The sequence below is a fragment of the Bacillus sp. FSL W8-0920 genome (assembly GCF_038593215.1).
Classification (GTDB): Bacteria; Bacillota; Bacilli; order Bacillales; family Bacillaceae; genus Bacillus; species Bacillus pumilus.
This window is the reverse complement of the sequence record NZ_CP151974.1, coordinates 549,402-574,017: the sequence shown is the minus strand read 5'-3', so window position 1 is coordinate 574,017 and position 24,616 is coordinate 549,402. Positions and strand designations below refer to the sequence as shown.

Below are 24,616 nucleotides of genomic sequence, written 5' to 3'. Positions count from 1 at the left end.
TTTACTCCTTTTTCAAAGGTATGGTTACCGTCACTTGTGTACCTTCATTTTTTTCACTTTTTAAGTGTAGCTGTGCATCAAGCAGTCGGGCACGTTCTGACATACCAATTAGACCGTAATGCCCGGAAGTGGATTCTTGTTTTTTCTCATTAAAACCCACTCCATTGTCTGTGATTTGCAAGGAGATGTGATCACCTTTTTGCTCCATCATCAATTCGACTTTACTTGCTTTGGCATGCTTGGCAATATTCGTCAAACATTCACTGACAATGTATACGGTATGTTCGATGAGAAAAGGTGACACTTGATAGGAGACAGCCACTTTTGTATGAACTGGAATATTCGTCGCCGTCATAAACCGATTCACTTCATCTTTCACAGAATCAGCTAAGTCATATTGATCCTGGCTATATGTTCGAAGGTCGTCAATGACCAATCTCGCCTCACCTAATGTCGTCCGCGCATGGCTCATTGAACCTTTAATAATGCTTTGAGCACGCTCAACATTCTGATTCTCTAAATGTGCATGGGCCGCTTCTAGCTGCATAATAATACCTGCCAGTCCTTGTGCAAGGGTATCATGTAAATCTCTCGCCATTCTTTGACGCTCATTTGCAAGTGTCAGCTCTTCCACTTGTTGATGTGCCAATTCAAGTTCCTTTAAAAATGTTTGTGTACGAATTCTAGCTTTGACTTGTCTAAAAAATAAAATGGAGTATGCGATGACTACAATCAGAATCAAAAACAAAATAGGAATGTATACCGTCAAATCATCTGTATCATTGACCAAAATAAGGGCAAGAAAAAAAAGGACATAAAAACTAAGCCCTGTCAAAATCACCTTCAATGTATGATAATATACCCCAATACTTTGCGCAATTAGTACCGGTAACAGACCAATTAAGATCACAGGGGAAGCCGCCTGCATGACTGAAACACAAAGTAGAATCACAATTCCTTGAATCAGAAAATATACCCATGGATTCTGCTGAAACCAGTAAAATGCCCACCAATGCAGAATCAGATGTATGGCAATAAGTGCAGAAAAAAACAGGCCAGAAATTGCTATTGGGGTGGTTATAAACTGAAATATCATTGCTGCAATATAAACAAGAATGACCCATAATAATGTTGGAATCCGCGAATAGATCATTTCATTAAAAGGGTCTACCCGTCGTTTCGCCATAAATAATCACCATCCGAGCTTCATATTCACTCAAAAAATACCGCCCACCCTTTATCGAGGTAATGGCGGTATCATCAATCATACCATGTAAGACTATCAGTGACTAAATCACCTTCTCTTCTTTCTCATCTTTCTGAGAAATAGACTCACCTTCAATGTCTATACGTGGAAGCCAGCTTTCGAACCATTTGGGTAAGTACCAAGCAGCTCGTCCGATCAGCATCATACAAGCTGGGATAAAAGTCATTCTTATGACAAATGCATCAAACAGAACGCCGAATGCCAACGTTAATCCCATTGTTTTAATGATCAAGTCATCTGCAAAGATAAAACTAGCAAAGACGAGGATCATGATTAAGCCTGCGGCAGTCACTACTCTTCCACTGTGCTTCAAACCTGATACAACGGACTTTTTCGCATCACCTGATAGAAGGAAATCTTCTCTCATTCGACTGACTAAAAAGACCTCATAATCCATTGCAAGACCAAATAATATTCCTGTCACTAGTACAGGCATAAAATTTAACAATGGGCCATTTGCTGGTATTCCAAACAATGGCGCAAGGTGTCCATCCTGTAAAACAAAGACTGAAAAACCTAGTGTAGCCGTCAATGTCATAAGGAATCCTAAAACCGCTTTTAATGGAACAAGGAATGATCTAAACACAAGAATCATTAAAATCAAAGCAAATCCAATAATGACTCCTGCAAATTTCGGTAACGCTTCACTGAGTCTATCTGAAATATCTATATTAACTGCCGTAGAACCAGTAACAAGTAATTTCGTATCATACTTTGCAGCAGTCTGACTAGATTCATTTCGTATATCTTTGACTAATTGCTTTGTCGCCTTATCTTCTGGACCGCTTTTCGGTAAGATGGTCAGCATGGCGTACTTACCCGATGGATTAGGAACAGCCGGTGCCACTTGTTTGATGCCATCCATCTTCTCTAATACTTTTGTTGTTTTCTCAATAGATTTCATTGCGTTATTTGCATGGGAGGCATCAATGATAACAACCAGTGGCCCATTAAACCCTTTGCCAAACCCTTCTGCTAACAGGTCATAGCCCTTGCGTTCAGTTGTTTCCTTCCCCTTCATACCGTTATCAGGAAGACCCAACTCCATATGAAGTGCTGGCCAACTGAGTAGAGCAGTCAATACAATGACACCTAGGATGATTTTACCTGGATACTTTTTGATAAACCTTCCCCAAGCTGTTGTTTCTTCTTTTTGTTGAGATTGTAATTTAGAGAACCATTTATTCTTTCTTGAAGGGCTTACTTTATCACCAATAATCCCTAGTATCGCAGGAACAATTGTCAGAGACACAAGCATAACTGATAGTACCATGAATGCAGCTACAAGACCCATAACGCCTAAAAATGGTATACCGACTAATACAAGTCCGCATAGTGCAATCACGACGGTGACACCTGCAAACAATACAGCACTGCCTGCTGTAGCAACAGCTCTAGCAGCTGCTTCTTTCAATTCGTAACCCTCTGCTAATAACTGTCGATATCGAGAAATGATAAATAATGCATAATCAATTCCTACGGCAAGTCCAATCATCACAGCTAATGTAAGACTAAATGCAGACATATCAACAAAATTTGAGGTAATTAATATGACCATCACGCCGATTATTAACCCAATGACAGCCGTCAAGATCGGTAGTCCTGCAATCAATAATGAAGCGAAGGTAAAGGCTAAAATAAAGAAGGCCATGACAATACCTATGACTTCCGAAATCCCGCCTACCTCAATTTCTGAGAATGTGACGGAGCCTCCTAATTCTGTTTGGATGCCAGCCTTTCTTGAAATCTTAATACTATCTAATACTTTCTCTTTTGAGGATGCTTTTACCTCACCCGCCTTCACCCGGTATGTAATATCCGCATACCCTATTTTCTTATCTTTACTAATAGCAAATGTCTGATATAAATCCGTCACTTGCTTGACTGCTTTATCCTTTTTGACTTCTTTGATCGTTTCGTTCAATTTATTTTTTACTTTTTTTGTTTCTAATGTTTCGCCCTTAGGTGCTTTAAAGATCAGACGAATCGTCCCGCCATCATCACCTGCTGGGAACTTTTTCTCCAAGAGATCCATTGCCTTTTCTGACTTTGTTCCTGGAATCGACATATCTCCATTAAATGAAACACCTGTCCCTATTGTTGCCGCCACAACAGCTACTAAAACAAGTAACCAACCGATAATCATCCGTTTCGGCTTAGAAAAAGCACTTTTTCCTAAATGATATAAAAATTTTGCCATTCACTTACTCCTTTTTCTTCAACTTCATGAACTTCATCTTTTTATTCTAAGCAATGAGATGATCGATTAAAATTGTACTTTTGGGCAAAAAGCACTGTACTTTTAGGCAACAAAAAAAGGGCATCTTCTTAAGATCCCCTTTAAATCGTTTATGAGGCGACTGTTTTTCGTCTCGTTCTGTTGATTTTACCGACAAACATATAGCCATATTTATAATGATTTGCTAACCGAGACAATAGGATAGGTCCAGCAATTGCAAGTGCTGATATTATGAATGTCCCCACAAAGAATGGATAATCTTTTAATTGTCCCCATAGTAACACAGAAATACCTAGAAAATACCCGTGAAGCAAATAGATGGTGAATGAATATTGACTAATGACAGCTACGAAAGGTGGAACGCTTTTTACTTTAGAAAACAAGAGAAAGCATAAGAAGACAATACTGATTGTATAAAGAACAACATCTGGCCTCTTAGAAGAAGGCTCGAAAAAGCCTACATATGTATTGCTTAGAAGGGTCACTGCTGAAATCAGAACAAGTCCATACACGGCAAACTTAAATTGATGAAGTCTTGTGATAAACTGCTGATAATTCACTCCACAATAATAGGCTAAACAAAAATAGAATAACCAACCTGGAAATGGAATCCATTCTAAGCCGAACATTGGATTAGGTAATTGAGGTTGTGGGATTTTGACGAGGTTCATGACACTTAAATAACCAACTGTGATGATAAAGGAGATCGGCAATACCCATTTGGCTGAGGTACGCTTAGCCATTTTGTGAAAAAACATATGCAAAAAGTAAAATTGAAAAATAATCAGAACAAAATAACCAATATAATTTCCCAATAAGACATTTGCTGAAGCTCTTTTAAAGAAGTCAGCTGCCCCTCCATTTAACGATGCAGAATACAAAAACCCATCGACAATCCCAATAAATGCAAATGGGAAAAAGATGGCTTTCACTCTCTTCCACATAAATCCTTTAGGTGTACCATTTGGATAAGAATGCGCCAATAAAAACTCAGAAATGAAAACAAAACTCGGTGTACTGAACATGAGTAGTGCTACAAGAATAGATGATGATTGTGGGCTAGATAAAATGGCTATTGCATGAATGAGCACAACACTCAAACACGAGATACACCGAATATAAAAAATCTCTTTAATTTGCATTAAAAATCCTCCTTTAGCATTTTGGTAAAATATGTATCATGTTAACATGAATAACACCTCATCAACAGGGACCTTGTGATTATTTCAATACTCTATCCACAGGAACAAAAAAAAGAGCCCTAGTTAGAGCCCTTAATTAGATACAACCGTCGCCTTCCCCTTCCAAATAAGGGTTAAGCCTAATCCGAGAAATAAGACAACACCTGCGAATAGAAATGGGAAATGTATATTTTGATCGAATAAAATCCCGCCAAGGGCTGGGCCGAAAATCGTACCTAGGCTTGTGTAGGTAGAGTTCATCCCTGCGACAAATCCTTGCTGATTGCCAGCGATTTTTGATAAGAAGGTCGTTAATGCTGGACGCAATAAATCAAACGCTAAGAAAATCACACATGTGACAATGAGGACTACCATAAATCCTGAGACGACAGTTGAAACAAAAGCGAGCACCGCTCCGACAATCAAGCAGAGCTGAATGACTCTTTTTTCCCCAAGGGTATTAACGAGTTTCCCAAACACCAGCACTTGGATGATAACCGCCACAATCGAGCTGACCGTAATAATCACCGCAATATCTTTTGGACCAAATCCAAACTTATGATTTGTAAACAGGCTGAAGACCGTTTCATACGCAGACAGTCCAAACGCGAGGACAAACACAATGATAAAAGCGATGAGATAGCTTGGATGGATCGATTTTTTCAAATCCTTAAAGAAGGTCGATTCCTTCACTTGATCCATCTGCTTCGCTCGCTCTTCTTTTGTTAATGGCTCCTTCAGCAAAAGCATAGACGAAATGACGGCTATAAAGGCAATCCCTGCTGCAAAGAAGAATGGCAGGCGTACACCGTATTCTGCAATAAATCCGCCAATCCCAGGTCCGATAATAAAGCCGGTACTAATGGCCGCTGATACATATCCCATTGCCTTTGATCTTTCTTGAACGGTCGTGATATCTGCGACATAAGCAGTCACAGCTGGCATAATAAATGCCGCACTAATACCGCCTAACAGCCTTGCAAAATACAGCACATACACGTGTGTCCCAAGACCGAAGACGAGTTCTGATAACGCAAATAGAAATAGTCCTGACACAATCATAATCTTTCTTCCATAGCGGTCTACCCATCTCCCTGCAATAGGTGATGCAATGAGCTGAGCCACAGCAAACGCCGCCACAAGGTATCCCATCGTACTCCCTGTTAGATGCATCACATTCATGAATAGCGGCATGACAGGAATAATAAGACCAATGCCTAAAAACGCAATAAATATGTTACTTAATAAAATAACGAGTACAGCTTTTTGCTCACGAATCGGTTTTTGCATGATGTTTGTTTCCCCTTTATTGATTCAATTGTTACTCATGATGGTTGATTCCGTGAATAATCAATGAGATCGCTTGTTTTTGTAATTCTTTTTTCTCTTCGATTGGATCATTTTTATACAACACGTCTAATCCGTAAAAAACGGATAATAATATTTTCACCGTTGACTCGACATGCTGGATCGACCAGTTGCCATCTTTGTTACCTTCAAGTATGATGTCTCTCATCACATCATCAAAGTCGGCGTCAATCTTGTTCAGCCGTTCCATGACCTCGTCTGATGTAAAGGCACTTGCACAAAATTCCTCACTTGCTCTCATTAATGGGTAGTTAATGCCCATTTGACTGAGCAGCTCTGCAAATCCTGCGAGCTGATCAATGGCCTGGTGCATCGTTTGTTTTTCCTGATGCCACGTCTCCATCATCAAGAGGTGATCCTCTTCCATGATATGAAGGAACAAAAACTCTTTTCCTTTAAAATGGTGATAAAGATTGCCTTTACTCACTTCAGCCGCCTCTAGAATATCTCGCACAGATGTTTCTGAGTACCCCTTTTTTGCAAATAAATCACGTGAAGCGGTGACGATTTTTCGCTTCGTCTTCTCGCTCTTTTCAGCCCCGCTTTGTGTACTTGTCATCTTTTACAATCCCTTCTATCTTGCTTTTCTTCATCAGGACAATTCAAAACCGACCAGTTGGTTTATTTTTTTATTATAAATGGATCTTTCTCAAAATACAATGAAAAAGTCGTCGAAACAATCACTCATGCCATCTCCTCATTTAAATTACCTTAATATTTAACTTCACTTAACTATAAACATTGCCTATAATGGAGTAGAGGTGATGTCATTGGATGCAGAAATCATTCATTACAGTAAAAAAATCATTGAATACTCGAATGCACTAGGCTCCATCTACGTAGAAGAGTATCAACGATTTTTAAAACATGAATATGCAGATTTATCAGCCAAACAAGAGCTGACACTTGAATTATTACGGACAAAAACAAGAACAATCAACGAACTAGCTGATTACTTTTCCATTTCGGCAAGTGCCGCCAGCCAGCTTGTATCAAAGCTTGAACAACTTGGCTATGTCAAACGAGAAATTAATCCACATAACCGGCGGGAAATCATTGTTGATTTTGCTGAAAAGGGTCATGACTTTCACAAGAATACAGAAGAAATTCAATTGCACCTCATTCAAAAATACTATGCAAAGCTTCCAAAAGAAGATTTAAAAACATTATTGTCTCTATACGAAAAAATCTATCAGATTGCGAAAGAAACGCCTTAATCCGGTGTTTCTTTCTCCGACATTTAAGTTAGATAAACTATTAAGGGGATGAAAGTATGGATAGTATTCATTTACAAGATGGACGTCATATTGGTTTGTGTGAATACGGGGATCTTGAAGGGTTTCCAGTATTCTTTTTTCATGGAACTCCTGGATCAAGAGTGATGTTTTTAGATGATGACCCCATTTCTAAAGAGCTCGGTGTTCGTCTCATCTGTTTAGACAGACCAGGATTTGGTTTATCTACCCCTCAACCTGAACGTACGATTTTAGATTGGGCAAAAGATGTGTTGGAAGTCGCAGATCATCTTGGCGTTCACCATTTTTCAGTGATGGGTGTATCTGGAGGCGGCGCATTCGCTGCTGGCTGTGCTTTTCAATTGCCGAACCGAGTCCTTTCAGCCGCTCTGATTTCAAGTACAACGCCATTTCAGGACGGAAAACCGCCTAAAAGTATGCTCAAAGAAAACAAATTGGCTTTTTTCCTCAGTAAGAAGTTCCCTTGGCTATTAAGAGCAAGCTATCGTTCCCAGAAGAAAATGATTGAGAACAAACCAGAGAAATTTAAGAAGCTGGCCAAAAACGGGAACAAGCATTTACATCCATGGGACCGTCAATTTCTTCAAACCGATGAGCAATTAGAGATGATGATGACACATTTACACGAAGCCACTCGTCAATCGGTGGATGAATGTATTCATGAACCAGATTTGCTCTCGCGTCCGTGGGCATTTGATATGAAGGATATACAAATCCCTGTTGATGTATGGCATGGAAAAGAAGATGCGATGGCTCCTTTTGCTGAAATAGAAAAAATGGCGCCTAGCATTCCAAACGTCAAAACCTATTATATCGATGAAGCGGGACATTTTCTTACAGATGTAGACGATATTTGGCGAGATATTTTACTCTCTTTAAAAACACGTGCAAAAGAGCATCATCAGGAGCACGCATAAAAAAGACCCGAAGCTTCGGGTCCCTTTCTTCATTAATACTTTTCATAATATGCCTGCACTTTACTTGGATCTTTTGTCTTCGTTAGAGCGAGCATAAGCAGAATGCGAGCTTTTTGTGGATTCAATGAATCTGATGAGACAAAGTGATGTTCATCATCCATTTTTTCATGGGTCACAATCCCATTTCCTGCACGGCTTGACCTCACGACGACTACATCTTTCTTTACGGCATCTGTTGCCCCTTTGATGGCTTCTGTTGACATCGTTCCATTTCCAGCTGCGGCAACGACAATGCCTTTCGCTCCTGCATTTACTGCTGCATCATACATGTATTTTTGATCATTTTGATAGCCGTATAAAATATCGACTTGTGGTAATTCTTTTATTTTTGATACATCAAATTCACTTTCAGACGTATGTTTTCTTGTTGGTTCGTTATAAAAGGAAACCACTTCACCAGCAATTTCTCCAATGTAGCCTTGCTCAAGAGACTTGAAGGAATCGGTTGTCGTCGTGTTTGTCTTTGTAATAAATCGAGCTGATGCAATTCGGTCATTTAATGTGACCATGACCCCTTTGCCCTTTGCTTCTTTTGTAGAGGCAATTTTGACAGCATGATACAAGTTTAGCGGGCCATCCGCACTGATAGCAGACGCTGGTCTCATTGAGCCAACGACCACAACTGGCTTATCACTTTTGACAACCAAATGTAAAAAGTAAGCGGTCTCTTCAAGTGTATCTGTTCCATGTGTGATGACAATCCCATCGACTTGATCATCGTTTAAGAGTTTATTGACTCGTTTGGCTAATTTTAAAAGAAGAGCATCATCCACATTTTCACTACCTACGTTCGCCACCTGCTCACCTGTTACGTTTGCAATATCCTTGAGCTGAGGAACTGAAGCAATGACTTTATCGATGCCAAGTGAACCAGATTTATACCCTGTCGTATCTGTATCACTGTCTGAACTGCCAGCAATCGTCCCGCCTGTCGCTAATACCTTAATATTAGACAAGGACTTATTCCCTGTTTCTACGGCTGTCGTTTTGTCCTTTGATTCCTTAGATGCGGTTTCGTTTTCGCTTTGATTTTTCTCTTGGGTACTTGTATTGGCACAAGCTGCTGTCGACATTAATAAAACTGAAAGAAGGACAGCACCTAACCATTTTGTTACGTTCATTCGATCATCTCTTTTCTTAAATATGATGGATTCAAAGCTAGATCTCTTTCTATAGGGTTTACTTTATAACATTCCTTCATTCATCAGCATGAGGCGAAAGATACAGAACCAAATAAAGGCAAAAAGGTCATTATCACAATCATTTCTTTACATCTAAATACCTAAATTTTTTTTAAAAAAAGGTAATATTGAGGTTGTTCAATTATTAACAGTAAACGATGCTAGATCATCAATTTATGATAAAATATAGTAAATTTTACAAAAAAGGAGTATACATATTGCAAAAGCTTCAATCATTTCACAAAATCCTAATAACACTATTCCTTAGTTCGATTTTACTCAGTCTGTTCGTATGCTTCTATCCACCGATTCAGGGAGAGCCTGCGTTCATGGTATTTTACGTTCCCATCTTTTTTGTTTGTTATTTCGTCTTTGCGGTTCCTTTGCAGTTGTTGTTTTCTTTGCAGCCAAAGGCTTTCCATCCACTTTATCTTGCTGCTTATTTACTGATCGCAATGGTTGTCATGCTTTTTGTGATCGATGGTATTGGGAGTTCAGTATCTATACCTATCGTTATCATGAGCAGTCTCATCTACTGGATCTTTGATTCTTTGCTTTATCAAAGAACGCATAAAAAAAACACCTAATGTGAAGGTGTTTTTAGCTGCTCGAGTATATGCTCACAATGATCCAAGTACGCTTGGCTAAGCAGGAAGTCTTTCGGTGCGGCGATCGCTGCTAATGTGATCAGAGTATTTGAATGATGAATGAGCGGATTCAGCATTGAATGCTCTACATCTCTTATTGTTTGAATATGCAACCATTGAGGTGCTACTTCTTTCTCGTAGATCGTTTTTGTTTCAGCGGAATCTACGTTTCGGTCATTTTGTGCCAAAACCAAATAGATCGGTGATTGGATGCGCTTGATATCTGAAGTGGCATCGGCTTTCATGTTCTTTTGTATGAATTCAAATCGATCTTTTGTCATCTCTTGATCGTCCGTTTTCTTTTGATATGTGCGAAATGCCGCGCCTTCTTCTAATAATTTGTTTTGCTCATCTTCTTTTTTGAGTGTTTTTTGAATTTGTTCTTTAGATGCATCCGCTTCTTTTAATGTTTGAAGTGTATTGTACCTTCCCTGTCTCATCCAATTGACAGCAGGCCCGACAAGGATGGAGGCTGTGATATCGGTTCGATCTGTCATTACTTTTGGGATCACCCAGCCCGCTTGGCTTGCTCCCCATAAGATGATTTGTTTTGATTGAAGATTAGGCTCTTTCTTCGCCCATTTGATCACATTCTCTACTTCCTTTGCACGATCATCCATGGATTGATGCAGCCAGTTTCCTTCTGATTGACCCACCCCGGGCTTATCCCATGATATAGACGCATAGCCTTGCTTTGCAAAGCGTTCCATTAAAGGTCTGTATCCTCCGTCATATGTGGCATTTTGTGGACCATCTCCGTGTACAAAAAGGACAATTCCTTTTATTGACTCCTTCTTAGGTGTTGTGACGATACCTGATAATGTCCCATCCGCAGTCTCCATGACGACTTCCTTTTTATTCATAGCAAAGCTGTTTTCATAAAATACAAATGCTGTGATACAAATGAATGCCGCTGCAGCGATGATCAGCCAAATCCTTTTTTTCAATTTCTATTCCCCGCTCTCTGTTCAACTGTGTACACCATGGAATCTTGGTACGTGACAGAGACCGGTACATTCTCATATAAGATCATATAAGAAGGCTGGGCAAACGGAGCTTCGTGTAGAAAAGCCTCAATTTCTTCAATGACTTTCTTTTCATCTTCGGCTAAAAAACTTTTGACCGCGTAAGAACCAGCATCCAGTCTCACATCGTAATCCTGTTCATTTGATACATAATAAGAAATGGTTGAGTCATCTTGCAGATTGATCACATAATATCTCTCCTCAAAAAGAGACAGATCCAGCTCTTTTTGGTGAACGATTTGTTTAAAGTCGAGCTCTGTTTCAGTCTTTAGAAGATGATCTGGGATCTGTTTTAAATAACGAATTGGCCGATCTTGAGTCGTTGTTTGATTAAGCTGAAGGCTGTTTTGAATCGACAGCATATGCTCCAGACGCTGTTTCACTTCGCTCAATTCCTGTAATTGCTTCTCGACCTGATCCAGCATACCTCGATAGGACAGAGTCATACCGGGTTCTTTCGAAAAGCTCTCGCTGATATCTTTTAAAGAAAACCCCGCCTTTTTTAAGAAGAGGATTTGATAAAGGGTGTAAATTTCTTTTTCATCAAATAATTGGTATCCATTTTGAGCGACCTTCGCAGGGCGGACGAGATCCTGTTCTATATAATGACGAAGCGTATACTTTGTGATGTTTAATAGCTTACATACTTCTCCACTTGTTACATACGTCACTAGATTCCCTCCTTGTGTACATAGTCTAAACCATGTGGTTACCACACAGTCAATCATGCCATAAAAAAATCACCGAGGACATCTTCCCTCAGTGATGTATCATTTCTATTTCATACTTGGACCAGCATGTGAAAAAATCGGATCTTTCAATTCAAAATCAAATGTCTTGCCGTCAACAATACCGACTGTTTTCTCATGATCATACAGCTCGAGCAGACAAGCTGCCATTTCTTTTGATGTATGATATTTCTTGATATTGCCTTCATATTCGAATTGATCTACATCTAATGAACGCTTTGCAAATTCCGATTCTGTTGCAGAAGGTGCTAATATTTTTGCCTGTAACTTAGCTCCCTTTTCTTTCAACTCTAGTGCCAGTCCTTCTGTAAAGGCACTCACGTAAAACTTTGTGGCCGAATAGGTGACGGCATTGCCGACGACTGTATAGCCCGCTCTTGAAGAAATGTTGATCAGCTGAGCCCCTTCTACTTGCTCATAATCACGAACAAATAAAGTGGATAAAATCGTTAAGGCTTCGATATTCAGATGAAGCATATCTCCAATTTTACTTACATCCTGTTCTCCTATCGAGCCGAAATGGCCGAATCCTGCATTATTAATGAAGGTGTCGAGCTCATATTCAGCCAATGATTCATAAAATGAATACACTTGCTCCATGTCGGTTAAATCGACAGACTGTATATTTACTTCGATATCGGGATATTGATCAAGAACCTCTTTCTTCAGTTCTTGGAGTTTCTCGAACCGGCGTGCAGCTAAAATAAGATTTTTGCCTCGTGCTGCAAAGGCCAGTGCCGCCTCATATCCAATACCTGAACTTGCTCCTGTAATGACTGTATAGCTCATTTTATATCCCCCTATGAACGTCTTCTAACTAGTTAAATTATAACGACAGCACTTCGCTCTAGTCAATTTTGAAGAGAATCACAGGGGTGATTAGCTTGTCTATCTTCATTCATCATGTTGGAGGATGTCATGTTGAGATTTTTTTGTTAATTTGTGAAAAACCAATTGGTAGGAATGTTCGATTAACTCCTCTACAAATGAAGCTGGAATGTCTGCATCAAGGTAGATGGAATTCCAATGAGTCTTATTCATATAATAGCCAGGAATAATCCCCTCATGCATCTCTCTTAGTTCTTCAGCACGTTGAGGGTCACATTTTAAAGTGATCACAGGCTTTCGATTCGCATCCCCGCCCATCATAGCAAACATCTTTCCACCAATATGATATCGATCTGCCTGCCATTCTGGCTGATAATCATGGGTGACTCCTTTTAAAGAAAGGCAAAATGCCTGTAGATTCTCTTTTTCCATTAGATTCGCTCCTTTTTAAGTCGTCTTCTATCTTTCTATTATATCGACAATGAAGGCACATATCTGATCTTTTTCATTCACTTCACAACAATAAAGCACAGACCCGCTGGGTTCTGTGCTTTTCTATCAATGCTTCTTTCTTATTCAAACGCCTTCTTCAATTGATCACTCATGAGATGCCAAGCCTCTTCAGCTATTTCTAAATCTCCGGCATGTGTGAAGGCGTGGGGAACTCCTTTAAACTGTCTGTACGTGACGTCTATCCCTGCTTCTTTTAACTTCTCAGCATATTGTTCGGCTTCTTGAGCTAGCGAATCTCTTTCAGCTGTGATAACGAGAGCTGGTGGCATTTGTGCCAAGGATGAACGATCGGCAAAGATTGGAGAAACGAGCGGATTGCGCGGATCTTGGCCTTGCAGATAGAAGGCATTAAAGAGCCTCGCCATTTCAACTGGGATCGCTTCTTCAAACGCTGGCTTTTGTGCTGGATCAGTGGCTAAATCAAGTGGCGGATAATCAAGCACTTGATAGACAATCGGGAGTTGGTTCCCTTTTTGAATATTTAAGAGACAAGCAGCCGTTGCCAAGTTTCCTCCTGCGCTATGTCCGCCAATGGCTACTCTATTAGGATCTATTTGAAGCTCATCAGGGTGTTCATACAGCCACTTCAGCACATCGTAGCATTCATGAAGAGCGGCTGGGAAAGGGTGCTCTGGAGCAAGCTGATACTCGACATTGACGACGATACATTGCGCCCTGTCTGCAATGACCGGACACCAGTGGTTATCCATTTCAGCACTGCCTAGAATAAATCCTCCGCCATGTAAATTCACAAAAACAGGAAGCGACTGCTTTGATGTGTTGACCGGCTTAAATACCCATACCTTTGTTTCGCCAGCACTTGTTGGAATGTCATATTCCATTTTGTTCACTTCAGGTGGATGGACTGGTTTTAGTTCCGATTGACTCGGTAATGAACCTTCAGATGGTTGACGTAATGACTCAGCGATTTTGATTTGTTCTTCTAAGTTCATGATCTCAGTCTCCTGTCTTATTTATTTCTTCTTAACTCATTCGTTTCTTTTTCCTCTTTTCCTTCTACTGAATCAGCAGCACATTCTCATTGGTTCACTTTTTATCTATCTCCCCATTTTCGCCCTATTTGAAACAAGCATTGAGAAAATAAAAAAAGCACTGCGGCGCTAAGTCCTCAGTGCTTTTCATCTGTTTTATGAAACTTGCTGTTCTACCTTCACTCGTTTAATGAAGAAAGCGATGATCAAACCAATGACTGTCATGATCACAGCAAAAATAAATGCATGCTGGACGCCATTTGTAAAGGCGAGCAGCTTGTTCATCGGATTTGCAGGATCAGCCACATTTTCCATAAAGCTGCGGGTTCCTGATGAAAGGATCGAAATACCGACAGCAGTACCAATGGCTCCTGACACCTGCTGCAATGTATTCATAATCGCTGTACCATGCGGATATAACTCTGGCGGCAGCTGATTTAATCCATTTGTTTGTGCAGGCATCATGATCATCGCGATGCCGACCATTAATGTAATATGAAGAGTCACAATGTATCCAATTGATGTATTCACACTTAGATTGGTGAAACCTAACATCGTCGCTGCGACGATCGCAAGCCCTGGAATCACAAGCCATTTCGGTCCAAACTTATCAAATAAACCACCCATGATAGGAGATAGCAGACCGTTGATAATTCCACCTGGCAATAGCATTAAACCTGCTGTAAAGGTCGTTAGTGCCAAGGATGTTTGCAAATACAATGGCAAAATCATCATAGCAGACAGCATCACCATCATACACACTAAGATCAGCAGTAACCCAATGACAAACATCGGATATTTAAACGGGCTTAAGTTCAGCATCGGTTCCTTCATATTCAACTGTCTGAGAGAGAATACAAGAATCCCAATGACACCTACTACAATTGCCACGATCACATGCATACTGCTCCAGCCGCCGCCTTCACCGGCGCTACTAAAGCCATACACAATTCCTCCGAAACCAATGGTTGAAAGCACAATCGATAAGATATCGATTTTCGGTCTTGTTGGCTCAGTAATATTTTGCATGAAGATAAAACCAAAGACGAGTGCAGCTATTAATAGCGGAAGTGAAATCCAGAAAATCCAATGCCACGTCAGCGATTTCAAAATAAGGCCAGAGACTGTTGGACCAACAGCTGGTGCAAACATGATCACAAGACCTATAATCCCCATAGATCTGCCTCGTTTATGAGGCGGGATGATTACCAAAATCGTATTGAACATCAATGGAAGAAGCAATGCTGTTCCGACTGCCTGTACGACACGTGCCACCATTAAAATACTAAAGACTGGCGCAACTGCTGCGATAAAAGTTCCAATGATCGAAAAGACGAGCGATGTCATGAAAAGCTGTCTTGTTGTAAACCATTGAAGAATGAGTCCTGAAATTGGTACGAGAATACCAAGTGTTAATAAATATCCTGTTGTCAGCCACTGAGCTGTCGTCGCTTCAATTCCAAAGTCTAACGTTAAGCTTCTCAGCGCCATATTTAGTGCCGTTTCACTGAACAGGCCAATAAAACCGGCTGTGATAAATGAGATAATAATGGGCAGCGTTCGAATATGAGAAGCTGCTGCTTGCTGTTTGTTCATAGTAGGTTGGCTCCTTTTCTTTTTCAATTTAAATCAATCATAGGAAGTAAGGACGGTCAGAAATGAGCCACTTCAATGTCTATTGAAAACAGATAAAATCTGTTTTTCTGCAGCGAATTGAGCGATTTTTTCGATTGAATAACCAGATTCATGAATATAAAACATCAGTTCAGGCGTCATCGGAGAGGACATACAAAGTGTCGTCAGTTCAATATCCTGTATGTTCGCTTCCCCTTTTTCATCTGCTTCTTCTAGCAAATCACGAATCATTTGCCTAAGCGATTGACTGTAATGACAGTCATACACTTTGCTTGTCTGCTCTAAATTCCCAGATATCGTAAGCATCCGAATCCAGTCTAAATGATGACCGACAATGAGATGAATTTCTTCGAGCACATAACGCAAACGTTCACGAACTGGCTGGTCACTGATTTTGCTCAAGTAAAGATGCAAAGCAGGGATCAGCTGTTCAAATCTTTCTCCAAGGATCGAAAGGCACAAATCACTTTTATTGGCATAACGGCGATAAAGAGTACCCTGCCCAACACCAGCTGTTTTGGCAATTTTATGCATGCTGACATTTTCCACGCCAAATTCCTGAAACAAAGTAAAAGCGACTTCTTCAATTTCCTTCCCAATATCCTTTTCCATGATGCTTCACCTTCTTTACCTTCATCCATATTGCACTTCTCTCTATGTGTTCAATCAAAACTTTTTGATTTTCATTAGGACAATTGTACCGGTATTATCTTACGGACAACTGTCCGCTTTGTCAATCATTCTTTAGTAAATCGCCTGAAAAAGATCATTTTCTTTCATAACTTCCTATAAAAAAATAGAAGAGTCTAGTAAAATATCCTCTTTAATATCATATATTAGACCGATTTTCCATTTCGAGAGAATCATGTATGATCAATTAAGAAAACGCTTTCAAAACAAGAGAGGGGAATGCCTACATGTCTTACCGTGTGAAACGAATGTTAATGCTGCTTGTCACTGGAATCGTCTTGAGTTTGTCCACATTTACTGCGGGTGCCTCGGCCCAAACAGGCGGGTCGTTTTATGAGCCTTTTAACAACTATAATACGGGGTTATGGCAAAAAGCCGATGGGTACTCGAATGGAAACATGTTTAACTGTACGTGGCGTGCAAACAATGTCTCCATGACGTCGTTAGGGGAAATGCGGTTATCGCTTACAAGTCCTTCCTATAATAAGTTTGACTGCGGAGAAAATCGTTCCACTCAAACATATGGCTACGGGCTTTATGAAGTCAGCATGAAACCAGCCAAAAATGTTGGGATCGTGTCTTCGTTCTTTACTTATACAGGACCGACTGATGGTACGCCTTGGGATGAAATTGACATCGAATTTCTAGGAAAAGATACGACAAAGGTTCAGTTTAACTACTATACCAATGGTGTAGGAAATCATGAAAAGATCGTCAACCTTGGTTTTGATGCAGCAAACTCTTATCACACGTATGCATTTGACTGGCAGCCTAACTCGATTAAATGGTATGTGGACGGACAATTAAAACATACTGCCACTACTCAAATCCCTCAAACACCAGGAAAGATTATGATGAACCTCTGGAATGGTGCAGGTGTCGATGAATGGCTCGGCTCCTATAACGGTGTTACACCACTCCATGCGCATTATAACTGGGTGCGTTACACAAAAAGATAACCACATTACAAAACCTGTGACTTGTCACAGGTTTTTCTTCATTCAAATGGAATTGGTTTTTAGTTGATGAACGAGCTTTTGTTCATAACTGTGGATAATATCTTCATAACTTTCTATCTTGTAATCTAACCGCTTAATCGTCTCTTCGATTTCCTTTTGCTTTTCTACAAGTCTTTCTCTCTCATTGACCAAAATACTTTTCCGCGAGGACAGGGTATGATCCTCGCCCTCGATAAATAAAGCCGTATATTCTCGAAGTGCATCAATTGAGAGACCCGCATTTCTCATGCATTTTATAAATTCAATCCACTGAATATCCTCTTCTGCATAATCACGAACACCGTTTTCATCCCGCCGGATCGGTCGAATTAACCCAATATTCTCATAGTACCTGAGCGTAGCAGTAGATAAATTGAGCTGCTTGGCGGCTTGTGCTATTTTCATTGTTTTCACCCTTCTCTTCTTCTTTCACCTTATGAAAAATGAAATTCCTTCTTCTCATCATCTCCAATTTGATAGAGAACGCAAGATGCTTTTGGCTCAATTCTTTATTTAAGGATGTTGAAAAGCCTGAAGAGGGTTCTCTATTGACTTAGAGTTCACTTTAAGACGTACAGTATAGAAGTAGAACAGAATCTTACTTTTGAAAGGATGATCCAGAATGTGTCAGACGCACCAATCAAACGTTTTAAGTGTTTCACATGCAAAAGCGAATTTTGAACGGACAACCATTGAACGAAGAGCACTTCGTCCACATGATATTTTAATTGATATTCAATTTAGCGGGATCTGTCATTCAGATATCCACAGCGCCTTTGATGAATGGGGCGGCGGTATTTTCCCAATGGTTCCGGGTCATGAGATTACTGGAGTTGTTACGGCTGTCGGTGATGCTGTGACGAAATTTCAGATTGGAGACCGTGTAGGCGTTGGCTGCTTTGTTGATTCCTGCGGCACCTGTGAATATTGCCAAAACGGAGACGAGCAATATTGCACGAAAGGAGTCGTCCAAACCTATAATAGCATTGATTATGACGGAGAACCAACTTATGGCGGCTATAGTCAGAAGATTGTCGTGACAGAGCGCTTTGTCGTCAGCATTCCAGATCAACTATCCCTTGATGCCGCAAGTCCTCTTCTGTGCGCTGGCATTACCACTTATTCTCCGTTAAAGCACTGGAAGGCAGGCCCGGGTAAAAAAGTGGCCATCGTCGGGATGGGTGGACTCGGTCATGTCGCCATTCAATTCGCACGTGCACTTGGCGCTGAAGTCACGGTATTGAGCCGCTCTATGAATAAAAAAGAAGAGGCACTGTCATTTGGTGCAAAAGACTATTTTGCCACAAGTGATCCCGATACATTTAAAACATTAGCCGGTCAATATGACCTCATTCTCAATACAGTCTCTGCCAATATCAATGTAGACGCCTATTTATCCTTACTTCGCGTGGATGGAACCTTAGTGAATGTCGGTGCACCGCCTAATCCAGATCAATTCCATGTCTTTTCATTAATTTCCGGCCGCCGTAGCATTGCTGGTTCACTCGTTGGCGGCATCCAAGAAACACAAGAAATGCTCGATTTCGCAGCTGCTCACCATATCGCACCACAAATTGAAGTGATTAACGCAAGTCAAGTTGATGAAGCGTATGAACGTGTGCTGAAAAGTGATGTGCGTTATCGGTTTGTCATTGATATTTCGACATTATGATCGGATTCTATCTGGAAAGACCAGCTCAATGGCTGGTCTTTTTTAATGGTGGATATCCTGTTTTTCTTGTAGTGAGATTTTAGAGGATATGTTCAAAAATCATCCAACATTTTCATGAAATCATCTCTTTTTTTTAGAACTAAATTTATTGACAAAAAATAAATAAACATGTTATTATTAAAAATTTGATTATTTTATCTCTAAGTGTGGTACCCTTAAAGTAGATACATGATATGGAGGCGGATGATATGTTTCAAATTGGTGATAACATTGTTTATCCAATGCACGGAGCAGGTATAATTGAAGCCATAGAAGAAAAAGAATTTTCTGATGAAAAACAACAGTATTATGTGATTAATATGTCAATCAGTCATATGAAAGTGATGATTCCAACACGGAAAATATCGGGTTCACGCATTAGACCTGTTACAGATATACTGGCATTAAACAATGTGATGGACATTTTCCAGCATGGCGAATCAGATCAAATACCGACATGGAAAGAACGGCATACAATTAATACAAACAAAATAAAAACGGGTAGCATCCAAGACGGTGCTGAAGTTGTACGTGACCTGATGCGTATGAAAAAAGAGAAAGCACTAAATGCAAGTGAAAAGAAAATGCTAGATGATGCCCATGAATTTTTGCTAAGTGAATTAGAGGTCATCAAAGGGATTACAGAAAAACAAATCAAAAGTTTCTGTTAAGAACTCTGCCGTCTTTTGGGCATCCCTCACCATTTTTGAATTCAAGTTCTCTGACCCACCCTTCAATTAATGAAAGAAAAAAGAATTTATTTAGGCAAATTCCGCATATTGTAAATCCAATATGCTATACTGTTGATAAACCTTTGAAGCATGAATTTTTTTACGATTACCTTGTAACATCTCCCTACTTGTACGCTGAGTAGGGTTTTTTATTGAAGAAATAAATGAAAACACAAAAAAACAGGCTCTCTACAGAGAACCTGTTTTAAAAAATGAAGATTAAGCAGTTTTTTGAACGTTAGCAGCTTGAGCTCCACGAGAACCTTGCTCTACGTCAAATGTTACTTTTTGACCTTCGTCTAAAGATTTGAATCCGTCACCTTGGATAGCTGAGAAATGTACGAATACATCGTCGCCTTCTTCACGTTCGATAAATCCAAAACCTTTTTCTGCGTTAAACCATTTTACTGTACCTTGTTCCATGTTTGTTGCCTCCTAGTGCGTTATCACACAATGTATTATACTATCCTTGCCCAAAGTATCCTCAAGACGAAAAGTCTTTCTTCATGCTATCCTTTACGCCGAACAAAAATAATTAATCTTATTGTAACATGATTCGGAAATAATTGCAATTTAGGATTTAAAAGAGCAAAATCAACGATCATACTCAATTTTGTTCTTCTCTGACTTTAAACTATTTTTTTGCAAAAAGGGTGTTCAATCCGAAAGGAATAAACAAGTTTATAACGTCAATCCATTTTTCAGACATCTTTCAGCTTTATTTAAAAGTAAGGAATAACGAAACATTAATGTACTCTTAGAAAATTGATTTTTATTTTAGTTAAGGTTAGCATCTTTATTTCTATCAATTCTTAAAGTTACTATAAGACTAGCTACGCTGGCTAAAGTTCCTACAACAGAAACAACAATTGTTAAAAAATCTGGAATAAGAAATCCTATTGGAATGAGCCCCAGAAAAGATAGAACAATAAAACATTGGTATACACTAGATATAGTTCTCACAATCAAGTGACTGAAAAAGGACATCACTAACGGAGGAATGAATAAACATACCATTATTACAATTGATATTATTAAGATGTGAGATTGATCAAATGAAATGACATGATCCCCAGGGGAATTTTTGGCAGCCACTAGCAAAACAACTATAGACATCATGAGAGTAAGTAAAACTAGAGAAAACCTTTTTATCATGTTATAACTCCTTTGGTTGATCTTATGCGACTTAATTTCTTTTTATCAAATTATCTCATTATAACCTTTATTTAACAATATGAAAGATGCAAGGAAACTAAAAGCTGAATAAAAGAGCTTATTCAGTTCTTTTATGGACAACAATCACAGCATGACTGACAACTATTCTTTAGAGGATAGTAATTAAGATTTCACAGCTAGCATACAATCGATGTATCTTGTGATCTCTTTCTAATAAAAGAGCACACAAAAAAAATACCAATGGTACACGACCCTTGGTATTTTTTAGAGATGCCCGAGAGGACTTGGACCTCCACGGGGTTATTCACCCCTGACTCCGATTTGCACATATTTTGCACAAAACCTAATCTATTTCTTTACATTTTCCGACTCAAGTCTGATTAACCAGTTATGAACTAATGAGTTAAATACATCGGGTTGTTCGATTTGCAAGTTGTGGCCAGCCATATCAAGCACAGCAAAGGTTGCCCTTGGATAGTCTTCGATCAGCCGCCACGCATCGTGATATCCAACTACATTGTCTTGACGCCCTGTGATAATGAGCGTGGGATACTGAAATTCAGATGAAATGTCGAAGGTATAGCCATATCCATTTTGAAGAATGTTATTGATGAATTCATGATTTGTTTGTTTAGAAGGAAGGTAAATTTCATCTCGAAACCTCTCCCATTCCGGTTTTCCTTGCACAACTGCCATGGAGCAAAATTCATCCGTCTCCTCTGGAGAGAGTTGTGATATCAAGCTGCTGTCACTTTTTAGAACGGTCTTCTCTGGCACGACTCTTTGATCGAATACAGGTATAGTCATTGGGGCCACAAGTAGTAATCCACGAACGGTTTCTAGGCGTGAATGAACAATACCTCTAGCTATGTACCCTCCATACGAATAACCACAAACAATAAACTGTTCATCAGGGATCATTTCGTCCAAAAGACGCAATACCGCTTCTAACATATCATCAGAATTCTGAATAGATGGATGCGGCTCGGAACGTCCCATACCCGGTAAGTCTATGTATATTCTCTTCCAACCGCTTTGTTTTTCAAATACCGGTTCAAATGCATGTAACATCACTTGATGGTCAAGTGTCCAACCATGTAATATAACGATCGGATATCCTTCTCCAATGACTTTATGGTAAATTGACATGTATTTGCATCCCCTTTTCTAGCGCTTCCCTAGTAATCTCAAGATTTTTTGTTGTTTTTCTTCATCATAGCTTAAAGTGAATAAAATCTTTGTTAGGAAGCTATGCTATGATTCCCCAACGAACTTCTCACGTAGATGGATATTATTACTTTGATTTTTTTAATTGGTTTTCGCCCCATAAAAGAAGTTGTTCAAATATAGGGATCAGCTCTAGTCCTGCCCCAGTCAATGAATATTCTACTCTTGATGGAACTTCATTATACTGAACTCGTTGAACAATTCCGTTTTCAATCAGGTCCTTTAATGATTGATTGAGCATTGTTCCTGTAATTCCATACACTTTACGCTTTAACTCATTATATCGAATCTCCTTGTAACTACATAGTACAGCTAAGATTTTTAAATTCCATTTTCCCGCTAATATATTTAATGCATAACTCGCTGGAGCTATCGCTTTATTCAGCTCACTTTCAGTCATATTTTATCCACCCCTTAGTCAGTTTTTCCTTCCTTAAGCAGTTTATATTGCGTACTTGTTAAATCAATTCCATTTATTATAATCAAATATGTAAACCGTGTCATCCATGTAATAGAGAGCAAAATTGATTATAAAACCCTTCAAGTTAATACTTTTTCAAGGAGATGGAGTGAGTAAATGAAAAATGAAAAGATGCGTGCTGCACAATACACTAATTATGGATCACCGAATGTTCTTTTTGAAGATTCTATATCAAAACCTGTTATAGAGTCTGGAGAAGTACTCATTCGTGTACATGGGTCGAGTGTAAACTCTATGGATACGCTGTTTCGATCAGGCAAGTTGAAACTATTAACGGGTAATCAATTCCCTAAAGGGACAGGGGCAGATTTTTCTGGAGAGGTTGTTGAAGTAGGATCGAACGTAAAAAGTTATCAATTAGGTGATAAAGTGTGGGGAGTTCTTCCTATGAATCTCAGGAGCCAAATTGGTAGTGCCGCTGAATATGTAGCTATATCACCTGAGAAAATATCTAAAACTCCTACAAAGATTGATCTCATACAAGCCGCGGCATTGCCTGGCGTAGGTGCTACTGCAATTATTGCCTTAAAATATCAAGCTAAACTTAGAAGAGGCGAAAATTTACTTGTACGTGGTGCAAGTGGAGGAGTCGGAAGCATTGCGATTCAAATTGGAAAAATGTTAGGTGCTCATGTAACTGCTCTTGCAAACGAAAAACATCTCACTTTTCTTCAAGAGCTAGGTGCAGACGAAGTACTTGATTATAAAAAGACGTATCCTACTGATCTTAAAAAGTTTGATGTAGTCATGGACACAGTTGGAACTGACCTCAAACATTATAGGCGCCTGCTTACAAAGAACGGAAGAATGGTTACTATTGGATTTCCTAGTTTTTCGTCTTTCATATATATATTAGCTTCAACTACTTTCGGTTCTCGTAGAGTTCGCACATTCAGCGCAAACCCCAAAAATGAACTTTTAAAAGAATTAGCATCTTATGTAGATTCCAACAAGGTCAGACCAGTTGTTGATAGCATTTATCTTTTATCTGATGTTGCCAAAGCTCATCATTCCTTAGAAACTGGAGGTGGACGAGGAAAACGTATCATAAATTTACTTGATAACAAATAAACCATCAAATGACATGACATTATTCAATTTTTCTGTTGTAAGAGGTACATGCTTGGTAGCCATTTCAAATCTTCCAGCTCTTCTAAAGTATTCAGCTGCTTCTAATGCAAAGTCTTCAATATCACTATACATTTTCCTACTTTTTAAGAACCCAAAACATCGGTCTAACAAATGCTTATCTTCTTTTAAATACAGACCTTGAAGAATGTTAAATTTCGAAATATACTCGACATCCATACAATTCAAATATTTTACATGTTATGATGAATTTGTAATAAAACCAAACTGAGGGGGAAGTATTATGAATAAACTTTACAAGGGATTAATTGTTTCAGTATTATCAATTTCTTCATTAGCTCTTCCAGCTTTAACAAATCAAGCTTCTGCGCAAGAACCTGCAAAAATTCACAATATAGCAAAGCCTACAAATGAAATTGGAACGGTCGATTTCCATATGCTAAGAAACTCAAACGTTGGATTGCTGTATGGCTATACAAGATGGGAAATCATCTCTGGCAGTCACCTTATTAGCATTAGTTCTAGTGGTGTCGTATCTTCTTACTCATCACTGGGCACGGCGTTGGTTTATGCCTATGATATAAACGATAATTACGTCATTTTTAAGATTACAGTTGAACCTCGATAATTAAAAAAGTCCACTTACTTAAGGTAA

Annotated in this window: 26 protein-coding genes; 8 read left to right on the top strand and 18 right to left on the bottom strand. The window is 39.3% G+C overall.

Annotated elements, in window-relative coordinates; genetic code table 11:
• Position 1 precedes the first annotated feature (1 nt).
• The 5 genes from NSS78_RS02825 to NSS78_RS02805 all read right to left on the bottom strand — a co-directional run bounded on the left by NSS78_RS02825 (position 2) and on the right by NSS78_RS02805 (position 6,614).
• Positions 2 to 1,186, bottom strand: a complete 1,185-nt coding sequence (locus NSS78_RS02825) for a sensor histidine kinase (protein ID WP_050945649.1) — start codon at positions 1,184 to 1,186, stop codon at positions 2 to 4.
• Positions 1,187 to 1,289: 103 nt separating this feature from the next.
• A complete protein-coding gene (locus NSS78_RS02820) occupies positions 1,290 to 3,467 on the bottom strand; it encodes an MMPL family transporter (protein ID WP_309217909.1) in 2,178 nt (725 codons plus the stop codon).
• Between the two features lie 149 nt (positions 3,468 to 3,616).
• On the bottom strand, positions 3,617 to 4,648 hold the full coding sequence (locus NSS78_RS02815) for an acyltransferase family protein (protein ID WP_309217911.1): 1,032 nt from the start codon (positions 4,646 to 4,648) through the stop codon (positions 3,617 to 3,619).
• A 132-nt stretch (positions 4,649 to 4,780) separates the two neighbouring features.
• A complete protein-coding gene (locus NSS78_RS02810) occupies positions 4,781 to 5,977 on the bottom strand; it encodes an MFS transporter (RefSeq protein WP_137055580.1) in 1,197 nt (398 codons plus the stop codon).
• Positions 5,978 to 6,008: 31 nt separating this feature from the next.
• Positions 6,009 to 6,614 carry a TetR/AcrR family transcriptional regulator gene (locus NSS78_RS02805; protein ID WP_342468283.1) on the bottom strand — a complete coding sequence of 202 codons (606 nt, stop codon included), beginning with the start codon at positions 6,612 to 6,614 and terminating at the stop codon, positions 6,009 to 6,011.
• Positions 6,615 to 6,819: 205 nt separating this feature from the next.
• On the opposite strand from NSS78_RS02805, the gene NSS78_RS02800 reads away from it, so the two are divergent.
• Both NSS78_RS02800 and NSS78_RS02795 read left to right on the top strand, forming a co-directional pair.
• Positions 6,820 to 7,272, top strand: coding sequence for a MarR family transcriptional regulator (locus tag NSS78_RS02800; protein WP_050945644.1), 453 nt, complete (start codon positions 6,820 to 6,822; stop codon positions 7,270 to 7,272).
• Positions 7,273 to 7,328: 56 nt separating this feature from the next.
• Positions 7,329 to 8,228 (top strand): alpha/beta hydrolase, encoded by a 900-nt coding sequence (locus NSS78_RS02795; protein ID WP_335363969.1) that lies wholly within the window; start codon positions 7,329 to 7,331, stop codon positions 8,226 to 8,228.
• 32 nt (positions 8,229 to 8,260) lie between these two features.
• Here NSS78_RS02795 and NSS78_RS02790 read toward each other — a convergent pair whose 3' ends face one another.
• Entirely contained in the window at positions 8,261 to 9,409 is a 1,149-nt protein-coding gene (locus tag NSS78_RS02790) for a type II asparaginase (protein ID WP_309217917.1), read from the bottom strand.
• Positions 9,410 to 9,627: 218 nt separating this feature from the next.
• Between NSS78_RS02790 and NSS78_RS02785 the strand changes: the two genes are divergently transcribed.
• Positions 9,628 to 10,056, top strand: a complete 429-nt coding sequence (locus NSS78_RS02785; RefSeq protein WP_324606748.1) for a UPF0715 family protein — start codon at positions 9,628 to 9,630, stop codon at positions 10,054 to 10,056.
• On the opposite strand, the gene NSS78_RS02780 is transcribed toward NSS78_RS02785, so the two are convergent.
• The 7 genes from NSS78_RS02780 to NSS78_RS02750 form a co-directional block, all read right to left on the bottom strand.
• The gene (locus tag NSS78_RS02780) at positions 10,053 to 11,063 is read right to left on the bottom strand and encodes an alpha/beta fold hydrolase (RefSeq protein ID WP_309217920.1); all 1,011 of its coding nucleotides are present in this window, start codon (positions 11,061 to 11,063) and stop codon (positions 10,053 to 10,055) included. The genes NSS78_RS02785 and NSS78_RS02780 overlap by 4 nt on opposite strands.
• The gene (locus tag NSS78_RS02775) at positions 11,060 to 11,812 is read right to left on the bottom strand and encodes a MerR family transcriptional regulator (RefSeq protein ID WP_309217923.1); all 753 of its coding nucleotides are present in this window, start codon (positions 11,810 to 11,812) and stop codon (positions 11,060 to 11,062) included. Before NSS78_RS02775 ends, NSS78_RS02780 begins: the two co-directional genes overlap by 4 nt.
• A 105-nt stretch (positions 11,813 to 11,917) precedes the next feature.
• Complete coding sequence (locus NSS78_RS02770; RefSeq protein WP_309217925.1) at positions 11,918 to 12,679, bottom strand: SDR family NAD(P)-dependent oxidoreductase; 762 nt, start codon at positions 12,677 to 12,679, stop codon at positions 11,918 to 11,920.
• 105 nt (positions 12,680 to 12,784) lie between these two features.
• Positions 12,785 to 13,150 carry an MmcQ/YjbR family DNA-binding protein gene (locus NSS78_RS02765; RefSeq protein WP_003213869.1) on the bottom strand — a complete coding sequence of 122 codons (366 nt, stop codon included), beginning with the start codon at positions 13,148 to 13,150 and terminating at the stop codon, positions 12,785 to 12,787.
• A gap of 140 nt (positions 13,151 to 13,290) precedes the next feature.
• Positions 13,291 to 14,184 (bottom strand): alpha/beta hydrolase, encoded by an 894-nt coding sequence (locus NSS78_RS02760; protein ID WP_113386747.1) that lies wholly within the window; start codon positions 14,182 to 14,184, stop codon positions 13,291 to 13,293.
• A gap of 195 nt (positions 14,185 to 14,379) precedes the next feature.
• A complete protein-coding gene (locus tag NSS78_RS02755; protein WP_050945631.1) occupies positions 14,380 to 15,819 on the bottom strand; it encodes a DHA2 family efflux MFS transporter permease subunit in 1,440 nt (479 codons plus the stop codon).
• A gap of 72 nt (positions 15,820 to 15,891) precedes the next feature.
• Positions 15,892 to 16,470 carry a TetR/AcrR family transcriptional regulator gene (locus tag NSS78_RS02750; RefSeq protein WP_050945624.1) on the bottom strand — a complete coding sequence of 193 codons (579 nt, stop codon included), beginning with the start codon at positions 16,468 to 16,470 and terminating at the stop codon, positions 15,892 to 15,894.
• Positions 16,471 to 16,775: 305 nt separating this feature from the next.
• Between NSS78_RS02750 and NSS78_RS02745 the strand changes: the two genes are divergently transcribed.
• A complete protein-coding gene (locus NSS78_RS02745) occupies positions 16,776 to 17,507 on the top strand; it encodes a glycoside hydrolase family 16 protein (RefSeq protein ID WP_003214284.1) in 732 nt (243 codons plus the stop codon).
• 42 nt (positions 17,508 to 17,549) lie between these two features.
• On the opposite strand, the gene NSS78_RS02740 is transcribed toward NSS78_RS02745, so the two are convergent.
• Positions 17,550 to 17,951 (bottom strand): MerR family transcriptional regulator, encoded by a 402-nt coding sequence (locus NSS78_RS02740; RefSeq protein ID WP_113386745.1) that lies wholly within the window; start codon positions 17,949 to 17,951, stop codon positions 17,550 to 17,552.
• Between the two features lie 217 nt (positions 17,952 to 18,168).
• Between NSS78_RS02740 and NSS78_RS02735 the strand changes: the two genes are divergently transcribed.
• Entirely contained in the window at positions 18,169 to 19,218 is a 1,050-nt protein-coding gene (locus tag NSS78_RS02735; protein ID WP_003213908.1) for an NAD(P)-dependent alcohol dehydrogenase, read from the top strand.
• 248 nt (positions 19,219 to 19,466) lie between these two features.
• Positions 19,467 to 19,928, top strand: coding sequence for a CarD family transcriptional regulator (locus NSS78_RS02730; protein WP_003214090.1), 462 nt, complete (start codon positions 19,467 to 19,469; stop codon positions 19,926 to 19,928).
• A gap of 279 nt (positions 19,929 to 20,207) precedes the next feature.
• Here the strand turns inward: NSS78_RS02730 and NSS78_RS02725 are convergent, their stop codons facing one another.
• From NSS78_RS02725 to NSS78_RS02710, 4 genes are all read right to left on the bottom strand, one after another.
• Entirely contained in the window at positions 20,208 to 20,411 is a 204-nt protein-coding gene (locus tag NSS78_RS02725; RefSeq protein ID WP_003214229.1) for a cold-shock protein, read from the bottom strand.
• Positions 20,412 to 20,765: 354 nt separating this feature from the next.
• Positions 20,766 to 21,143, bottom strand: a complete 378-nt coding sequence (locus tag NSS78_RS02720; RefSeq protein ID WP_212046671.1) for a hypothetical protein — start codon at positions 21,141 to 21,143, stop codon at positions 20,766 to 20,768.
• A gap of 369 nt (positions 21,144 to 21,512) precedes the next feature.
• Positions 21,513 to 22,313, bottom strand: a complete 801-nt coding sequence (locus tag NSS78_RS02715) for an alpha/beta hydrolase (protein WP_212046672.1) — start codon at positions 22,311 to 22,313, stop codon at positions 21,513 to 21,515.
• Between the two features lie 145 nt (positions 22,314 to 22,458).
• On the bottom strand, positions 22,459 to 22,791 hold the full coding sequence (locus tag NSS78_RS02710; RefSeq protein WP_212046673.1) for a helix-turn-helix domain-containing protein: 333 nt from the start codon (positions 22,789 to 22,791) through the stop codon (positions 22,459 to 22,461).
• Between the two features lie 177 nt (positions 22,792 to 22,968).
• On the opposite strand from NSS78_RS02710, the gene NSS78_RS02705 reads away from it, so the two are divergent.
• The gene (locus NSS78_RS02705; RefSeq protein ID WP_212046674.1) at positions 22,969 to 23,943 is read left to right on the top strand and encodes an NAD(P)-dependent alcohol dehydrogenase; all 975 of its coding nucleotides are present in this window, start codon (positions 22,969 to 22,971) and stop codon (positions 23,941 to 23,943) included.
• Positions 23,944 to 24,244: 301 nt separating this feature from the next.
• Positions 24,245 to 24,589, top strand: a complete 345-nt coding sequence (locus NSS78_RS02700; protein WP_034620217.1) for a hypothetical protein — start codon at positions 24,245 to 24,247, stop codon at positions 24,587 to 24,589.
• The last annotated feature ends 27 nt before the right edge of the window (positions 24,590 to 24,616 follow it).